Annotated in this window: 20 protein-coding genes; 13 read left to right on the top strand and 7 right to left on the bottom strand. The window is 41.4% G+C overall.

Annotated elements, in window-relative coordinates:
- Positions 1–9: 9 nt before the first annotated feature.
- The 3 genes from gpsA to ABIS04_RS18870 form a co-directional block, all read right to left on the bottom strand.
- Entirely contained in the window at positions 10–1,026 is a 1,017-nt protein-coding gene (gene gpsA / locus ABIS04_RS18880) for an NAD(P)H-dependent glycerol-3-phosphate dehydrogenase (protein WP_137224433.1), read from the bottom strand.
- A 3-nt stretch (positions 1,027–1,029) separates the two neighbouring features.
- Entirely contained in the window at positions 1,030–1,503 is a 474-nt protein-coding gene (secB, locus tag ABIS04_RS18875) for a protein-export chaperone SecB (RefSeq protein ID WP_140235392.1), read from the bottom strand.
- Between the two features lie 205 nt (positions 1,504–1,708).
- Positions 1,709–2,143, bottom strand: coding sequence for a rhodanese-like domain-containing protein (locus tag ABIS04_RS18870; RefSeq protein ID WP_350432064.1), 435 nt, complete (start codon positions 2,141–2,143; stop codon positions 1,709–1,711).
- Positions 2,144–2,396: 253 nt separating this feature from the next.
- Here ABIS04_RS18870 and gpmM point away from each other — a divergent pair, with 253 nt between their 5' ends.
- From gpmM to ABIS04_RS18855, 3 genes are all read left to right on the top strand, one after another.
- Complete coding sequence (gene gpmM, locus ABIS04_RS18865; protein ID WP_350432062.1) at positions 2,397–3,938, top strand: 2,3-bisphosphoglycerate-independent phosphoglycerate mutase; 1,542 nt, start codon at positions 2,397–2,399, stop codon at positions 3,936–3,938.
- 10 nt (positions 3,939–3,948) lie between these two features.
- Positions 3,949–5,082, top strand: coding sequence for a peptidoglycan DD-metalloendopeptidase family protein (locus tag ABIS04_RS18860; RefSeq protein ID WP_350432060.1), 1,134 nt, complete (start codon positions 3,949–3,951; stop codon positions 5,080–5,082).
- A gap of 277 nt (positions 5,083–5,359) precedes the next feature.
- On the top strand, positions 5,360–6,076 hold the full coding sequence (locus ABIS04_RS18855; RefSeq protein WP_350433475.1) for a divergent polysaccharide deacetylase family protein: 717 nt from the start codon (positions 5,360–5,362) through the stop codon (positions 6,074–6,076).
- On the opposite strand, the gene ABIS04_RS18850 is transcribed toward ABIS04_RS18855, so the two are convergent.
- Together ABIS04_RS18850 and ABIS04_RS18845 are read right to left on the bottom strand one after the other, a co-directional pair.
- Entirely contained in the window at positions 6,051–6,506 is a 456-nt protein-coding gene (locus tag ABIS04_RS18850; protein WP_350432058.1) for an Rrf2 family transcriptional regulator, read from the bottom strand. The two genes, ABIS04_RS18855 and ABIS04_RS18850, sit on opposite strands and share 26 nt — an antisense overlap.
- 35 nt (positions 6,507–6,541) lie before the next feature.
- Complete coding sequence (locus ABIS04_RS18845) at positions 6,542–6,793, bottom strand: YkgJ family cysteine cluster protein (RefSeq protein ID WP_350432056.1); 252 nt, start codon at positions 6,791–6,793, stop codon at positions 6,542–6,544.
- Positions 6,794–7,104: 311 nt separating this feature from the next.
- On the opposite strand from ABIS04_RS18845, the gene rihA reads away from it, so the two are divergent.
- The 9 genes from rihA (at position 7,105) to ABIS04_RS18800 (ending at position 16,182) form a co-directional block, all read left to right on the top strand.
- Positions 7,105–8,046, top strand: coding sequence for a pyrimidine-specific ribonucleoside hydrolase RihA (gene rihA / locus ABIS04_RS18840; protein ID WP_350432054.1), 942 nt, complete (start codon positions 7,105–7,107; stop codon positions 8,044–8,046).
- Between the two features lie 328 nt (positions 8,047–8,374).
- Positions 8,375–9,283, top strand: coding sequence for a ribokinase (gene rbsK / locus ABIS04_RS18835; protein WP_350432052.1), 909 nt, complete (start codon positions 8,375–8,377; stop codon positions 9,281–9,283).
- Between the two features lie 181 nt (positions 9,284–9,464).
- Positions 9,465–10,328: an alpha/beta fold hydrolase gene (locus ABIS04_RS18830; protein ID WP_350432050.1), complete on the top strand. Its 864-nt coding sequence runs from the start codon at positions 9,465–9,467 to the stop codon at positions 10,326–10,328.
- Between the two features lie 120 nt (positions 10,329–10,448).
- The gene (locus ABIS04_RS18825; protein WP_350432048.1) at positions 10,449–11,270 is read left to right on the top strand and encodes a metalloregulator ArsR/SmtB family transcription factor; all 822 of its coding nucleotides are present in this window, start codon (positions 10,449–10,451) and stop codon (positions 11,268–11,270) included.
- 71 nt (positions 11,271–11,341) lie between these two features.
- Positions 11,342–12,352 (top strand): ArsJ-associated glyceraldehyde-3-phosphate dehydrogenase, encoded by a 1,011-nt coding sequence (locus ABIS04_RS18820; RefSeq protein ID WP_350432046.1) that lies wholly within the window; start codon positions 11,342–11,344, stop codon positions 12,350–12,352.
- A gap of 6 nt (positions 12,353–12,358) precedes the next feature.
- Positions 12,359–13,570 (top strand): organoarsenical effux MFS transporter ArsJ, encoded by a 1,212-nt coding sequence (gene arsJ / locus ABIS04_RS18815; protein WP_350432045.1) that lies wholly within the window; start codon positions 12,359–12,361, stop codon positions 13,568–13,570.
- A 391-nt stretch (positions 13,571–13,961) separates the two neighbouring features.
- Complete coding sequence (locus ABIS04_RS18810; RefSeq protein ID WP_350432044.1) at positions 13,962–14,135, top strand: DUF1328 domain-containing protein; 174 nt, start codon at positions 13,962–13,964, stop codon at positions 14,133–14,135.
- Positions 14,136–14,276: 141 nt separating this feature from the next.
- Positions 14,277–14,471 carry a hypothetical protein gene (locus tag ABIS04_RS18805; RefSeq protein WP_350432042.1) on the top strand — a complete coding sequence of 65 codons (195 nt, stop codon included), beginning with the start codon at positions 14,277–14,279 and terminating at the stop codon, positions 14,469–14,471.
- Positions 14,472–14,538: 67 nt separating this feature from the next.
- Positions 14,539–16,182 (top strand): diacylglycerol kinase family protein, encoded by a 1,644-nt coding sequence (locus ABIS04_RS18800; RefSeq protein WP_350432041.1) that lies wholly within the window; start codon positions 14,539–14,541, stop codon positions 16,180–16,182.
- A 551-nt stretch (positions 16,183–16,733) separates the two neighbouring features.
- Here the strand turns inward: ABIS04_RS18800 and ABIS04_RS18795 are convergent.
- Positions 16,734–17,072: a hypothetical protein gene (locus ABIS04_RS18795; RefSeq protein ID WP_350432040.1), complete on the bottom strand. Its 339-nt coding sequence runs from the start codon at positions 17,070–17,072 to the stop codon at positions 16,734–16,736.
- Between the two features lie 75 nt (positions 17,073–17,147).
- Between ABIS04_RS18795 and ABIS04_RS18790 the strand changes: the two genes are divergently transcribed.
- Positions 17,148–17,357, top strand: coding sequence for a hypothetical protein (locus ABIS04_RS18790; RefSeq protein WP_350432039.1), 210 nt, complete (start codon positions 17,148–17,150; stop codon positions 17,355–17,357).
- A gap of 36 nt (positions 17,358–17,393) precedes the next feature.
- On the opposite strand, the gene ABIS04_RS18785 is transcribed toward ABIS04_RS18790, so the two are convergent.
- Entirely contained in the window at positions 17,394–17,786 is a 393-nt protein-coding gene (locus ABIS04_RS18785) for a hypothetical protein (protein WP_350432038.1), read from the bottom strand.
- Positions 17,787–17,794 lie beyond the last annotated feature (8 nt).

The raw sequence follows: 17,794 nt of genomic DNA, 5'->3' as shown, positions 1-17,794 counted from the left end.
TCAGTTGCACTATTTTTTGAGTGTTTCAGACTTTTTGTCTCGGCTAAGTAACTCTTTTGCTGCTTCAACGGGTGCTTTGCCTTGATACAACACTTGATAAATTTGCTCTGTAATCGGCATTTCTACTCCGAGGCGTTTAGCTAGGGTAAACACTTCTTTAGTGTTGCGGTAACCTTCGACTACTTGACCAATTTCTTCTTGCGCGGTTATGACATCTTTACCTTGGCCCAATGCCAAGCCAAAACGACGGTTACGCGATTGATTGTCGGTACAAGTTAATACCAAATCACCTAAACCAGCCATACCGATAAAGGTTGAGGCATCGGCGCCGAGGGCGACGCCTAAACGGCTAAGTTCGACTAAACCTCGGGTAATTAATGCTGTACGTGCATTAGCACCAAAGCCAATGCCATCGGACATGCCGGCACCAATCGCAATCACGTTTTTAACCGCGCCACCGAGTTGAAGGCCGGTAAAATCGTCATTAGCATAAACGCGCAATCGTTTTGGGCTGTGGAGTAACTCAACCAAATCATTAGTAAACTGCGGGCAAGTCCCTGCAATAGAAATGGCGGTAGGCAAACCGGCAGCTAACTCTTTAGCAAACGTAGGGCCAGACAATACCGCTAACGGATATTGTTCTCCAAGTTGCTCGCGTGCAACATCTTGTAATAAACGACCTGTTTCAGGCTCTAACCCTTTGGTCGCCCACACAATCCGGGCATCTTTGCGTAATAATGGCTTAGCTTGTTTGAGTACATCACCAAATACATGGCTTGGAACGACCACTAAGATATTTTGGCTTGCTGCGAGAGCTTTACCTAAATCCGGTTCGATTGCTAAACAATCAGGAAACTGAATACCAGGTAAAAAACGCTCGTTACAGCGACTATCTGCTAAGACTTTCATGCTTTTTGGATCGTGACCCCAAAGCAACGTTTTATGGCCGTTACTGGCTAAAGAAATAGCAAGGGCGGTGCCATAAGACCCCGCCCCTAATACCGTAATTTCGGCAGCGTTATTCATAAATTACGCAGTAGCTTCTTCAGTTGCTGCAGTTTGACGCTGTTGAACGTACTGAGCAAATAGAGCATCAAAGTTAACTGGAGCAAGGTTTAGTTGTGGGAAAGTACCACGACCAACTAAGTTACCCACTAATTCACGTGCGTATGGGAACAATACGTTAGGGCAATATGCGCCTAAAGAATGTGCAAGTTGTTGTTCAGTTAAACCAACAATTGAGAAAATACCCGCTTGCTGAACTTCACATAAAAAAGCAGTATCTTCGCCATTTTTAGCCGTAACCGTTAACGATAAGATGACTTCATATGTGTCGTCAGACAGCTTGTTGCTGCGAGTATCTAAATCTAATTTTACTTCTGGGTTCCATTCTTTCTGGAAAACAGCAGGGCTGTTTGGTGTTTCAAAAGACAAATCCTTTGTATAAATACGCTGAATGTTAAACTGTGGTGCTTGTGCTTCGTTGTTTGCTACTTCAGCCATAATTTCCTACCTATCAATGTTATTTAGCTTTTCTGTGAAGCTAATTGTGTTGGGCTATCACACCTAATGAAAACGTTAATCTAACATTAGTGTTATCCCGTAAAGTTGATCCAGCTCGAGAAATGATAACGAACAAAATCTTGATAATAAACCGTCTTAACCTATAACCAAATTGGTTAACACTGAATATCATAAATCAATAATATTAACGTTTACTTTTAACCACGGGTAAATTTGCACCTTGCCATTCGCCCATGCCACCTTTTAGATTAAACACGGCTTCAAACCCTTGTTTAGTCAGTAGCTGAGCTGCTTGTCCAGATGTCATACCAGAGTTACATACTAATATAATGGGGCTAGTTTTGAGGTTTTCAAGACTAGTGAGTTGATTATTTTTGATTTCTGTTAGGGTCACATTAAGCGCATCAACAATATGGCCTTTTTTAAATTCTTCTTTACTACGTACATCAACAACTTTGGCATCTTGCTTATTCACCATGAGTGTTAGCTCTTGATGGCTGACGTTTTTCACTTTTGATGTACCAGATTTAATGACACTAACAACAAGTGCTACAAACAAGCCGACCCACGCTAAACTTAACATTGGGTTAGCTTTAAAAAATTCCATATATTCTTGCATAATTATTGATTTCTCTGACGATGACTAAGATGAGATGGCCCCGAGTATATCGTTTTGCTCGGCAGTTTTCATTAAAGAAACACCTAAAATAAACGGTTTAAGTCGAGTTATTGGCAACTGACCTATTGTTATTCGTTGCTTTAGTTATATCTTCAAACCTATATGCCTTTTGCACACTATCGATAAGTAGTAATATTAATTCAATTAAAATTTTCTAACACTTCTATTTTTAACTTAAAAAGGTACTTGCAAAATGACAAAGAAACGTCCACTCGCATTACTTATTCTTGATGGCTGGGGTTACAGTGAAGATACGCAATATAACGCAGTTTTCAGTGCCAAGACTCCTGTTTTAGATAAACTTAATGCAAAATATGCTCATAGTCTTATTTCAGGTTCTGGGATTGATGTGGGATTACCCGATGGTCAAATGGGTAACTCTGAAGTGGGTCATATCAATATTGGCTCGGGCCGAATTGTGTATCAAGAGCTCACTCGAATCAGTAAAGCAATTGCTGACCATGAGTTTGAAAAAAATCCAGTGCTTTGTGACGCCGTAGATAAAGCCATCGCCGCCAATGGTGCGGTTCACATTATGGGATTATTGTCCCCTGGTGGTGTACACAGTCATGAAGACCACATTGAAGCTATGTGCCGTATGGCCGTTGAGCGTGGTGCAACTAAAGTGTATTTACATGCTTTTCTAGATGGCCGCGATACACCGCCTCGTAGTGCTAAAAAAAGCTTGGAACATTTTGATAAGCTATTTGCCTCATTAGGTCATGGCCGCATTGCATCTATGATTGGCCGTTATTTTGCGATGGACCGTGACAATCGTTGGGATCGCGTATCACAAGCCTACGAATTAATTACCGAAGGTAAAAGCCAATTCACTTACACATCGGCGCCAGAAGCATTGGATGCAGCTTATGCTCGTGATGAAAATGATGAGTTTGTTAAAGCTTCTGCAATTGTTGATGCTCAAGGTGAGGCTGCGGTATTAAACGATAACGATTCACTGATTTTTATGAATTTCCGCGCTGATCGTGCTCGTCAAATTACTCGCAGTTTTGTCAATCCTGATTTTGACGGTTTTGTACGTAATAAAATGCCAAAAATCAACTTTGTGATGCTAACAGACTACGCTGCAGACATTAATGCACCGGTAGCTTATCCATCGAGTGATTTAGTCAATACCTTGGGGGAGACCCTGCAAAACCTGCATAAGACTCAGCTGCGTATTTCGGAAACTGAAAAATATGCTCATGTGACTTTCTTTTTCAATGGCGGCAAAGAAGAGCCATTCGAAGGTGAAGATCGTATTTTAATTCAGTCACCTAAGGTTGCTACATATGATCTGCAACCGGAAATGAGCTCAGCAGAATTAACCGATAAATTGGTCGCTGCGATAGAATCTACAAAATATGATGTGATCATTTGTAACTATCCAAATGGTGATATGGTCGGCCATAGCGGTAACTTTGATGCCGCAGTTAAAGCTTGTGAAGCAGTTGATGCCTGCATTGGTCGGGTCGTCGAAGCGTTAGCAAAAGTGGATGGCGAATGCTTGATTACGGCTGATCATGGTAATGCCGAAAAAATGGAAGATCTCACTACAGGGCAACCATTTACGGCGCATACCAGTAACTTAGTACCCTTCCTTTATGTCGGCCGTGATGCGGTAATAAAAGATGGTGGACGCTTAAGCGATATTGCGCCAACTATGTTAACCTTGATGGGCCAAAGCATCCCGAAAGAAATGACTGGACGCTGTATCATTGACCTTAAAGAGTAAAGATTAACTCGTGATAACTCGTTTATTTGTTAAAGCCAGCATTATCGCTGGCTTTCTAATCTGTTCACTTACAGCTAATAGTGCTGATTTGTCTTCACGCCAATCGGCTTTGAAGTCTATTCAAGTACAAATAAACCAACAGCAAAATTCACTCAAAGATACAGCTAAGCAACGCGAGAAGCTTATTGCATTACTTAAAAGTGATGAACAAGCGATTGCCAAAGCGGCGCAAAAAGTGAATCAATCACAAATATCTCTCGCGACCGTTAATACCAAACTTCGCGAACTCGACAAGCAACAAATCGAACTCGCCAGCCTCAAAACTAGCCAACAAGAAACTTTATCAAATCAGTTGTCGAGTGCTTATTTAGCCGGTAATCATGATTACACCAAAATGATGCTTAACCAGCAAAAACCTGCCGCCGTTGAACGTATGCTAGCTTATTATCAATTTTTGAATAATGCCCGAATTAAGGCCATTAAGCAGCTCAAGCAAACCAGTATCGATTTAGATACCGTTAAGCAACAGCAAGTCACGGCTCAACAAAAACTCAATGCGTTAGTCATAGACCAAAAACAACAAGCACTGCAATTAACTAAAGAGCAAGGTCAACGCCAACAAACATTGACTCAATTACAACGAACCTTATCCAGTAAAGGTGCGGAATTAGAACAACTGCAAATAGAAGAGGCGAGTTTAAAACGTATTGTGCAGCAAGCCATGCTGGCCGCAAAGGCCAACCCAACAATGGACGGAATAGCAAGCCAGAAAGGCAAATTGAAATGGCCAACTAACGGCAGAATAAGTAAACGCTTTGGTAGTAGCCGCTCTGGACAAATTGTTTGGAAAGGTGCGGTACTTGCTGCACCAGAAGGGCAAAATATCAATGCTGTGGCATCAGGGAAAGTGATTTATGCAGACTGGTTACGTGGTTTTGGTATGGTATTAGTGATTGACCACGGCAAAGGCTATATGAGCCTCTACGGTCACGCCCAAACGCTTTTAAAGCAACCTGGTGATATGGTGAAAAACGGTGAGTCTATTGCACTTGTTGGTCGCTCTGGTGGACAACAAGAGCCGGGATTATATTTTGAAATCCGCAATAAGGGTAAGGCGGTCGACCCCGCATATTATTGCCGTTAAACATCAGCAGTCAGCTTTACTTAGCAAGTAGATAGACTTACTTAGCAAGTGGAAAGATTATAAATTAGCTGATTATTTGTCATTTTTTAGCATGTTACAATTTCTGTCACCAAGTCATTCTGTCAATTAGCACTATATCAACGCTTATAACTGTGCTTATAATACTGATATTAAAACAACAATTACTCCCTTAACCAAATAAGTTAAATTTGTGCTAAAGTCATTATTAATCCTATTATTAATCCTATTATTAATCCCATTGTTACTCAGTAGTATCATGCCTGTTAGCGCCGCTAAACTGGCCATTATCATTGACGATATTGGTTACAGATTAACTGATGAAGCCGCATTATCTTTGCCACAAAATATTACCCTTTCAGTGCTTCCTCATACTCCCTTAGGCCAAAAACTGGCATCAGATGGCCACAAAAAAGGTCATGAAATTATGCTACACCTGCCAATGCAAGCCTTAAATGGTAAAGCATTAGGGCCGGGTGGGTTAACTAATGATATGAGCGAAGCGCAAATTAAACAGCAATTACAAAGTGCACTTTCTAGCATTCCGTTTGCTAAAGGGGCAAATAACCACATGGGTAGTTTACTGACTCAGATGGATGAACCTATGCGATGGGTAATGGAGAGTTTAAAGCAACACAAGTTGTTTTTTGTCGACAGTGTTACCACTAAATACACCCGAGCTAGCAACCAAGCGATTAAACTGGGCGTGCCATTACTCAGAAGGGAAGTGTTTTTAGACAACGATATTAATGATGACGCGCTGGAGAAGCAATTTCAGCAAATCATTACCCGTTCGAAACAGCAGGGGCAGCTTGTTGCTATTGCTCATCCTTATCCTGAAACCATTCGTTTTTTAAACGCTAACTTAATGCGACTAAAAGAAAATGGCATCATATTAGTGCCAACATCTCAATTATTCGATGAAGTTGGTATGGCAACCGCTGGCCAACCTAATCCAACTGCAACACTGAAATAGATAAGTCCGGTAAAGTAGACAATATGTCGGTTTTATTCGCGACAATATCGGTTAGAGTATATTGATCTAGTACATTCAAATAGGCTGCAACAGCTTGGCCTAAAATACCTTTCAATCTACAGACCGGCGTAAAGCGGCAATATGGTGATTCACAATCTATTGGTGCTAATGAGTGCTCTAAATCACGAACCAGTTGCCCAAGTAACACATCTTCAGCCGCTTTGGCTAATTTAAAGCCACCGCTTTTACCTCTAACAGTGTGTAAATAACCTAATTTCCCTAATTGATGAATAATTTTGGCCACATGATTTGAGGAAAGATCAAATACACTGGTCACTTCAGCAATGCGGAACAAGCTTTCACGCTCGGGTTGTACCGCAAGATACATTAAAATGCGGATACCAAAATCTGTATATCGGGTTAGTTGCATGAGCAAAAATATCCAAGGTAAATTAAACTAGCACGTTAGCACGTTGAAGATTCTAAATCAGTGATCAACCATAAAGCTTGTTGATTCGTCGTGCCACATACATCAATGCTTGCACTAAAATCAGCGCAGACATCTGGACGGTCGGAACGACCGAAAATCATACATAAATTATCATCATTTAACTGAATACAGCGTACTCCAGCAGGTTTACCCTTTGGCATACCTGGAATGGGACTTGTAATAGAAGGTGCAATACAACAAGCACCACAACCTAAACGACAATCCATACTTCTCTCCACGCTTATAAAACAATCATTATATATAAGTCAGATAAGCGCTATTGAAAAAGAGGCAATAAAGTCGCACTGTAAATGTTATATCACTGATAATATGTAATTTTATGTATATTACTATTTATTATACCATTTGAAACATGCGTTAAACTTCAATTGTCTCAAATGAGTTTATCTTAATAGCATTAAATGTTGATGACTTGTCTGCGTAATCTTGATATTAGATCACATTTTTATCGTTTAAGCATGAATGCTCAGCTAAGCAAGTGATACATTACCCCTACATTTGAATAAGGAAATTACCCATGAAACGTCCTGTTATTCTTGATTGCGATCCCGGCCATGATGATGCCATCTCACTTATCCTTGCACTCAGTTCATCTAAACTTGATGTACTCGCTGTAACCACAAGTGCTGGCAATCAAACCCCTGAAAAAACCCTCAATAATGCGCTACGCGTATTAACCTTGCTCGGACGACATGATATTCCTGTTGCGGGGGGCGCGCCTAAGCCTTTAGCTCGAGAGTTAATCATTGCTGACAACGTACATGGTGAAACTGGCCTTGATGGTCCAAAACTGCCAGATCCTGCATTCGCACCAGTGGCACAAAATGCCATTGAATTAATGGCCGATAAAGTTCGCAACAGCCAACAAGCTGTTACGCTTGTGCCTACTGGCCCATTAACGAATATTGCGCTGTTTCTTGCCGCACATCCTGAGCTTCATAGCAATATAGACAGTATTGTCTTAATGGGTGGTGCAGCAGGCGTTGGCAATTGGACTCCTGCTGCAGAGTTCAATATTTTTGTCGATCCAGAAGCTGCTGATATGGTGTTTAAATCAGGTATTCCCATTGTTATGTGTGGTCTAGATGTTACTCATGAAGCGCAAATTATGGATGAGGATATTGAGCGAATTAGAGCAATTAACAATCCGATAGCGAAATGCGTGGCCGAACTACTCGACTTTTTTATGATTTACCATCGCGATCCCAAATGGGGTTTCACTGGGGCACCATTACATGATCCTTGTACTATAGCGTGGCTGCTCAATCCGTCGCTATTTACTGCCATCGATTGCTGGGTAGGTATCGAAACCAAAGGTGAGCATACCCAAGGTATGACTGTGGTTGATCGTTATCAATTAACCGGAAAACCACATAATGCCAAAGTATTGTTTAATATTAATCGCTCTGGTTTTGTTGATTTCATCGTTGAGCGTTTAAACGATTATTCGGATCTGTAGATCTTTGCCGGTTAAATTTTGTTCGAGATAAAAGCGATTTAATCGAGGCGAGTGGATTGCTGCCTAGTCATCTAAGCACCGCTCGCTAATCAAAGAATCGCTTAACAAAGAGTAAACCGCTTTAGCTGAATCCTTCGGGCAGCATTTGTTGGCCGTTTCTACTGTGTTGTCAGCTTTTTATGTAGAATAACGACACCACAAAGCCTCTGTCTTGTAACTCATAATTTCAGTTATGGACCAACAAATTCGCTGCAAAAAAAACTTAAAAGATCAGCAGCCCCTAGTTAACTCATGCCATGCAGTTCTTGCATGGCAACTAAGGATATCCATGAGTACTTTATTAGTTGTTGGTAGTGCCAATGCCGACCATGTTTTAACATTTGATGAATTACCCCAAGCAGGGCAAACCTTAATCAGTCAGCAATATCGACTAGAATTGGGCGGAAAAGGCGCAAATCAAGCCGTTGCAGCGGCACGATTACGTGATGCTAACCAAAATATCTATTTTATCAGTGCTCTTGGTGATGATAGCAATGCAGCAACAATGCGAAAAACTTGGGCCGCTGATGGCATCGATTTAAGCGGCTGTTACGAGATTACCAATCAGAGCACTGGCACTGCGGTTATTTTTGTCAATCAACATGGCGAAAACAGTATAGGGGTGGTTCCTGGCGCTAATGCCTATTTGTCTGCACAACATATTCAGCAACAACAAGCATTATTTGCTCAAGCTGATTACATGTTGATTCAGTTAGAAACACCTATTGATAGTGTGCAGCAGGCGTTAACACTGGCAAAACAATCCCAATGTACAACGATTTTAAACCCAGCTCCCGCAGCGACACTGAGCAATGATTTATTGTGCTTAATCGATATCATCACGCCTAATGAAACCGAGGCTTTAGCGCTAACTGGGATTGAGGTTATTGATCAACAAAGTGCATCAAAAGCTGCGGAGTATCTTCATAAGCAAGGGATTGATATTGTTATTATTACACTTGGCAGTAAAGGCGCTTACTTAAGTGAACAAGGCCAAGGGCAAATTATTCCCGCGTCGCTAGTCAGTGCAATTGATACAGTAGCAGCAGGAGATACTTTTAATGGCGCATTGATGGTGGCATTAGATGAAGGGCAAAATATAAAAGATGCTGTCGAATTTGCTAATAAAGCATCATCTATTGCTGTCACACGTCATGGAGCACAAAGCAGTATTCCTTATAGAAAAGAATTAATGTAATCACTATTTGTAGATTGACGGCAACACACTTGTTGCTATGTTTATTGCAAATCAAACATAGCATTCCCGTTTAATATTTTAGTTTGGTATGAATGGACTGTTTATTGCCTCTATGGTGATATCTGTTACTTTGGCACATAAGTAATATTGATTACCCCTTCAATAGATGTGACTAAAGACCATGAATCAGCAGAATATAAAGCAAATAACAATAACATGCAGCGACGGTGAATCACTGGCTGCAACCGTTTATGTGCCTACCACCGCATTAAAAGGTGCGGTAATGATCGCACCTGCTACGGGGATTAAAAGACAGTTTTACGCAAATTTTGCTACCTACCTTGCCGATAATGGTTACGGGGTTATCACGTTTGATAACCGAGGTATTGGTGAGTCATTAATAGGGCCCGTCGCGCAAAGTACTGCATCGTTACAGTGTTGGGGCGAAAAAGACATGCCTGCGGTGTTGGAATGTTTACAAGAGACTTTTGTGCAAACCAAATATCATCTTGTGGGGCACAGTGCTGGTGGTCAACTCATTGGCTTAATGCATAACGCTGCAGATATTAGTTCTATGTTTAACTTTGCGTGTTCATCTGGACAGCTAAAAAATATGAAGTTGAGCTATCTCGTGCAAGCGCATTTTTTCATGAATTTTTTTATTCCTGTCAGTAATACGATGTTTAACCATACCAAGTCTCAATGGGTGGGAATGGGAGAGCCGTTACCAAAGGCCGTCGCTAAGCAATGGCAGCAATGGTGTAATGGCCAAGGGTATGTCAAAACGGCTTTTGGTAAAACCGTACACCAACATTGTTACGATGAGTTGGCATTACCGTCGTTGTGGGTTAATGCTGTTGATGACAAGATTGCTAACAACGTCAATGTAGCAGACATGATGTCGGTGTTCCCTAAGCTTAATGGTCAAACGTTAACCCTAACGCCAAGTGAGCATGGTTTAGCTGAAATTGGCCATATGAAATTTTTTAGCAGCAAGTCGCAAATCTTATGGCCACTGGCACTGAACTGGCTAGATAAACACTAACGTTGAGTTCAGGCCCTAGCCTATTCATTAGTTTGAATAGGCTTTTTTATTATCTCAGTCTTGTATATATAAAAAATCATATATACAATGTTTTTAAGATTCCAGCTGAGCTAATCATCTATGAAAAAGAAAAGCGTATTGTTTTTATGTACTGGAAATTCTGCCCGTTCACAAATGGCAGAGGCGTTATTAAGGAGCAAAGCGGCTGAACAATTTGAGGTATTCAGTGCGGGTACTGAGCCGGAGCAAGTTGACCCAAGAGCGATTGACGCAATCCAAAAATTTGGTGTCGACGCCAGTCATTTATTGTCTAAAAACGTACAAACTTTTGCAGGGCAAGCCTTTGACTACGTGATTACGCTTTGCGATAAAGCCAACAGCGAATGCCGTAGTTTTCCTGGGGCTGGCAAGCAACTCGCCTGGGATTTTCCTGATCCTAAAACACGCAAGGGTAGCCATCCTTTCTCCAGCACCTTAACCGAGCTTAACAATCGCTTATCAATGTTTTTGCTGGTGGAAAGTAAGACGTCTGCAACAGCAACGATTGAAGCTCCAGCCGAAGTTGAACCGCTCGACGTAGAGGCGCTAACCGATGTTGAGCCCATCGTATTTTATAAATGCTTAACCGACGATATCCGTCTAAAAACCTTAATGTTGACTCATTATCATGGTGAGCTGTGTGTGTGTGAATTAATGGCAGCGCTAGATGAAGATAGCCAACCTAAAGTGTCACGTAATTTAGCCTTACTGAAAAAGGCCAATATTCTAAGCGACAGAAAACACGGTCAGTGGGTATTTTATCGGATTAATTCAGCATTACCGTTATGGATTAAGTCGGTGATTGCGCAAACGACCGAAAATAACATTGCGTTAATCTTGCCGCATCTTGATCGTCTAGACAGCATGAAAAACCGCCCTGATAAAGTCAGTTTTTGCCGTTAACTCTGCAATGCTTAGGTGCTTAAATTTAGTTTAGTTCAGCTTAATTTACTTTAAATTTAGTGGGAAATATTATGAAAATTAAAATCGGAATTAATGGCTTTGGCCGTATGGGACGTTTATCAATGCGCGCAGCGTACGATTGGGACGACGTCGAAATTGTACACATTAACGATCCAGCAGGCGACGCGGCAACATTGGCGCACTTAATGACCTTTGATTCTGTTCATGGTCGTTGGCATCACGAGGCGACTCATCAAGGCGATGCTATTGTGATTAACGGTAAGGCCATTCCATGTACTCAAAACAAAGCCACTCAAGATACCGATTGGTCACAATGCGATGTGGTGATTGAAGCGTCGGGTAAAATCAAAACCAAAGCTTTACTGCGAGCCTATTTAGAGCAAGGTGTTAAGCGTGTGGTAGTTACTGCACCAGTGAAAGAAGAGGGCGTGCTCAATATTGTGATGGGCGTAAATGATGACCTTTATGATAAAGCCATTCATCCGATTGTGACCGCAGCGTCTTGTACCACCAACTGTTTAGCGCCAGTGGTAAAAGTGATCCACGAAAAAATCGGCATTAAGCATGGCTCGATGACCACTATTCACGATATTACCAATACCCAAACCATTCTGGATGCCCCGCACGCTGATTTACGCCGTGCTCGTGCATGTGGTATCAGTTTAATCCCGACAACAACCGGTTCCGCTACTGCCATTACTCACATTTTTCCAGAGCTTAAAGGCAAGTTAAATGGTCATGCGATTAGGGTTCCACTGGCCAATGCATCGATTACCGATTGTGTGTTTGAAGTGGCTCGCGGCACCACAGTAGCAGAAGTGAATCAATTGCTTAAACAAGCTGCTGACAATGAGCTTAAAGACATTATGGGTTATGAAGAGCGTCCATTAGTGTCTGTTGATTATAAAACTGATCCACGTTCAAGCATTATTGATGCCTTGTCGACCATGGTAGTCAACGACACCCAAGTGAAATTATACGTGTGGTATGACAATGAGTGGGGATACGCTAACCGTACCGCAGAGCTTGCCCGCAAAGTTGGTTTAGCAGATAAGGAATAACCCAGCATGGGGCTGTTATCACTGAGCGCATTGCCGCCGCAGATTAAACAATACCTGATTATTACCGGTAATTATTGGGCGTTCACCTTAACCGATGGCGCACTTCGTATGCTGGTGGTGTTGTATTTTCATCAGCTTGGTTACAGTCCGTTAAATATTGCCATGTTGTTTTTGTTTTATGAAATTTTTGGCGTAGTGACCAACTTGGTAGGTGGCTGGTTAGGCGCAAGGCTTGGCCTTAATAACACTATGAACATCGGCCTTGGGCTACAAATTGTCGCGCTTGCCATGTTAACTGTGCCAGCCGATATGCTTACCGTAATGTATGTTATGGCGGCGCAGGCCTTATCTGGTATTGCCAAAGATCTCAATAAAATGAGTGCCAAAAGCGCGATTAAAATGCTGGTGCCTGGTGATGCTCAGGGGAAGTTGTATCAATGGGTGGCGATTCTCACTGGTTCTAAAAACACCTTAAAAGGGGTGGGTTTCTTTTTAGGTGGTTTATTACTGACGTTACTTGAGTTTCGCGGCGCAGTGATACTCATGGCGGCTATGTTAGTAGTTGTATGGGTGATGAGTTTATTCACCTTAAAAGCTGATTTAGGTAAAGCCAAAAACAAGCCTAAATTTACTGATATGTTCTCAAAAAGCCCGGCGATTAATATGCTATCGGCGGCGCGGATGTTTTTGTTTGGTGCTCGCGACGTGTGGTTTGTGGTGGCATTGCCGGTATTTTTAGCGGTAACCTTTCAATGGGACCATTGGTGGGTCGGCGGCTTTATGGCCAGCTGGGTGATTGGTTACGGCATAGTGCAATCTTTTGCACCGTATTTTACCGGTAAAAAACAAGGCAAAGTGCCAACAGGGCGCTCGGCCTTTTTATGGGCTACTTACTTACTACTTATTCCAGCAGCGATTGCATTAATGCTGCATTTTGACTTTTATATTCATGTGACATTAATTGCTGGATTGATGTTATTGGGGGCGGTGTTTGCGATTAATTCATCGCTGCACAGCTACCTTATTGTCAGCTATGCCGGACATGATGGTGTATCACTCGATGTAGGCTTTTATTATATGGCCAATGCTATAGGGCGCTTAATTGGTACGGTATTGTCGGGCTGGGTCTACCAACAATATGGTTTAGAAGCCTGTTTGTGGATCTCGAGTGCATTTGTCGCTTTAGCGGCGGTGATATCACTTAAATTGCCAAGATAAAGATGCTGTAAATAACGTTAATTATCATTGCGCCTTCGAGTACTCAATAGTAAATCATCTTGATAAAAATAAGGTTGCCGTAATGGGCAGCCCTTTTTTACATCCTATTATCTCCATCAGGCTTTGGGCCTGAAACTCTTACCGAATTGTCGGTAAAAATTTCTCATGCAGCATTAATCTCATTCCTTCATCGCCAAGCCCGTAAAATAAATAAAGCATTTAAATCAATTGCTTATTTTTATATTGTAAAGTTGGCACGATGCTGGCTTTAGTTAATATACGAACGATGAGAAGTATATGAAACACAGACATACAGAGTTCATCGCATGTACTGATATCGTTTATGTATACTCAGTACATTTAAAACAAACCGTATACCAAGGAGGTTTTTATGTTGGGCTGGACAATCATGTTTTTAGTAATAGCCGTTATAGCAGGTCTATTGGGTTTTAGCGGTATTGCAGGGGCGGCAGCGGGGATCGCTAAAATAATTTTCTTTATATTTGTAGTGTTGTTGTTAATTTCGCTCGTGTCGAATGCGCTACGTGGTAAATCACCTCGATAGCAGTCATTTAAATAGCAGGCATCCAAACAACAGCTATCTAAATAATAAACATGGCTTAATTGTTAATTAAGCATATCTTAATGTAGCTAGTAGAAGCATCTGCCAGCAATTAAGTCTTTACCATCATCAAGGAGATGAAATATGAAATTATTAAAATTAATCACAATGGCAAGTTTTATGGTGTTATTAACTGCTGGTTTATCAGCATGTTCAGATAACAAAGCCGAAAATGCTGGTGAGAAGGTCGATGAGATGATTCAAGATGCTGGTAATGCAGTTGAGGATGCTTGTGAAGATGTAAAAGAAGGCATGAAAGCCGAAGATTCAGACTGTTAATAATATAACGGCACTCATGCATTAGGCATGAGTGCCGCTTTTGTTATTTACTCCAAGAGGACCGATTATGCCAACCCAAATCCACATTAAATATTATTACACCCTTGGTACTTTTATTGCGTTGTGTTTATGCATCGCATTACCAAATGTAGTGCTGCAAGTGGCGTTTGGCTGGGTGGCATTGTCTTTAGGTTTAGTCAGCTCTGCGTATTGGTTTAATAGCGCAGGGATTTTTCGTAAAAACCAGGACGGCAGTATTCCCTGGTATATCAGCTGGAGTTTTATCCCGTTTTTAATGGGCAGTCAGGTGTATAACGCGTGGGCTCGAAAGCACGATAAAGTGCCGGCAATTCAAAAAATTGATAAGCAATTGTATTTAGCTTGCCGGTTATTTCCAAGCGACGTTGAGCAACTAAAACGTGAAAATATTGGCGCTATTTTAGATGTAACCGCCGAGTTTGATGCACTTGAATGGACCTTAGTTGATGAAAATATCGAATATTTAAATATTCCGGTGTTAGACCATAGCGTGCCTACCGTGGCGCAATTAAATCAAGCCGTAAACTGGTTACATACTCAGGTTCGCAAAGGTAATAATGTGGTAGTACATTGTGCATTAGGTCGAGGCCGCTCAGTATTAGTGTTAGCCGCGTATTTAGTGTGCCGCGATAAAAACCGTCAGTTTACCGAAGTGCTCAAAAGTATTAATGATATTCGTCAAACGGCACGCTTGAACAAGTGGCAGTTAGCTGGCGTTGAAAAAATGCATCAAAAGCAGCAAATTAATATCCATAAACAAGCCTGGTTAATTGTTAATCCTGTATCAGGCGGCGGTAAATGGCACGATGAAGCCGATAATATTAAACAAACCCTATCGCGCTATTTTCAGCTTAATGTGTTGTACACCGCTAAAGATAAATCGGCGGTGCAATTAGCCGAACAAGCTAAAGCAAAAGGTGCTGATATTGTCATAGCCTGTGGCGGCGATGGCACGGTTAACGAGGTCGCCTCGGTGTTGGTCGACAGTGATATTTATTTAGGCATTATCCCAATGGGCACCACTAATGCGTTAAGCCACACCTTATTTGGTGCCACGAGTAAGTTAATACCCGTGTCGCAGGCGTTAGATATTTTAATTCAAGGCCATCACCAACGTATTGATACCGCAGTGTGTAACGACACCATTATGTTACTGCTGGTGGGGTTAGGGTTTGAGCATAAAATGATTCAAAAAGCCGACCGCGAAACCAAGAACGACATGGGCCAATTAGCGTATTTAAATGGTTTATGGGAAGCCATTGATGAAAATCAATCGTTATCGCTACGCTTACAGCTCGATGATGGTGAAACCCACACTATCGATACCACCAGTTTAGTGGTTGCCAATGCCGCGCCATTTTCCAGCGTATTAGCTCAGGGTAATGGCGAACCGATTATTAATGATGGTTTACTCGATATCACTTGGATTGAGGCAAGTGACACTTCACCGCAGCAATTGCTCAGCATGACCGAGTTATTGTTTGCAGGCTTAACAGGCAGTCGAGACCAAAACGATGCAAATAGTGCGATTCATCATCAGCAGGCGAAGAAAATCTATTTAACAACTGATACTCAGTTTAAGTACGTGATTGATGGCGAGTTGTTTGAGGCTGATGATATGCGTATTGAGGTGAAACCTAAGTCGTTGTCTGTGATGATTCCACAGAGGTAATTTTCATTTTATGGCCTACGGCCACACCAATTTTTCAAACTCCGTTTGAATCAAGATCGCAAGGTTCCACCCTGCACGGGCCAAAAGGGGATCAACAGCAATCCCCTCTTGGATCACCCCTGCCGTTCCGGCAACATTTTCGCTTTTTAACCAAACAACAGTAGCGAAAAGATTGCGACGGAAAATTATCGAGCTTTTAACTTCGTCCGAGTGTTCTTCGGCCTTATTCGAAAATGCTAACGCTTCAGATGGGGCGTCCCTTCCCCTCTAAAGCTAGCTGGCCGTCCATGGCCAGCTCACGTCATTTTCTTCAACGGCCTCAAGTTCAGAGTTGAATTTGGGCATTTAAAAGCTAAGACCAACTCGTTTTTGGACAGAAATGAGTCAGTGGTTTCGCTAAATTAGTATTTAAAGAATTACTTCAGGTTTTGCAAAACCTCTAGTTGAGTGACCAAACCCACTATGCCACTACATTAAGAGATGGCGTTTTATGGGACGCGCCAAAAGTATAAAATTAACTATTGACGCCATAGTCTCTTGTTATAAGTCGTTTACTCTGGCACTATTTTACTAATTAATTTTGATATATTGCTCATACCAAGCTCCATTTCGTCACTTAAAATACCACTTTTACAGTATGATGGGATCACAATATTTAAGTTTTGAAATTCATTATGCTGAGAGATTACTTCCAAGTACGAATTTAGCAATTCTGGTTTAGTAGTTTTTCTCATAAGGTCTTTTTTAACTTTTTCTTCATACTGTCTAATCTCATCATCATCGTCATAATCGTGCTTAGCAATATAAAACTCGCGACCAAGCCTTTTTTGAGACCATTTTAATTTAGCTAAAATGCGTTTTATCTCATTTTGTAATTCAACTGTCCCCATTTGTCCCTAACGCCTTTGTTACTTTGTGAATGTCCCAGCGGGGACAATAAATTTAACTTAAAAAAAGGAAATATCATGTCTAAAAATTCAATGTCTAAAGCCGCGGCTGCTCGTATCCAATCAGCAAGTGCGAAGTCAAATGGCGGAGCAGTAGCAAAAGGATCATTTGCGGCAAGAGCACAATCTAGCGCAAGTAAGTCTGGAACAACTCCTCCAAACGGACCAAGTAAAACAGGCAACCCATCTGGTCCTGGTCGAGGTAACAATCCAGCAAAAGGTAAATAAGTAATAAAGCCTTTGTATAGCGTAGCTATACAAAGGCTATTTACATGATTTAGCATTACTTTCAAACGCTTTTAAAAAGCCTTTTTGGTTTACTTTATATCTAACATATGAAATTTCATTCATTGTATCTTCTAAGGCACAAAGGCATAATTTTTTCTTTGAACCATATGAACTATAAGATAATGGCTGTTTATGTGAACTAGCGCATGCTTCTAAAACTGCATATTCAACATCTAGCGGATATCTATTATCTGTTATTGCATAATCAACAAACTGACTTCCACCATATGCAAGTATCGCAGCTAATCCAGCTGCCTTTAATGGCTTTTTGACTGTGAACTTTTCAATAACACTTCCGCAGGTTTTACAATGAAATTTAACTGTTGCACCAATTTCGGCTTTCTCGCCACAACTACATGATTCGGACATTAGCACTC

The sequence above is a fragment of the Shewanella sp. H8 genome (genome assembly GCF_040285065.1).
Lineage (GTDB): Bacteria > Pseudomonadota > Gammaproteobacteria > Enterobacterales > Shewanellaceae > Shewanella > Shewanella polaris.
Note: the sequence above shows the minus strand (reverse complement) of the source record. Positions and strands in the feature narration are given on the sequence as shown.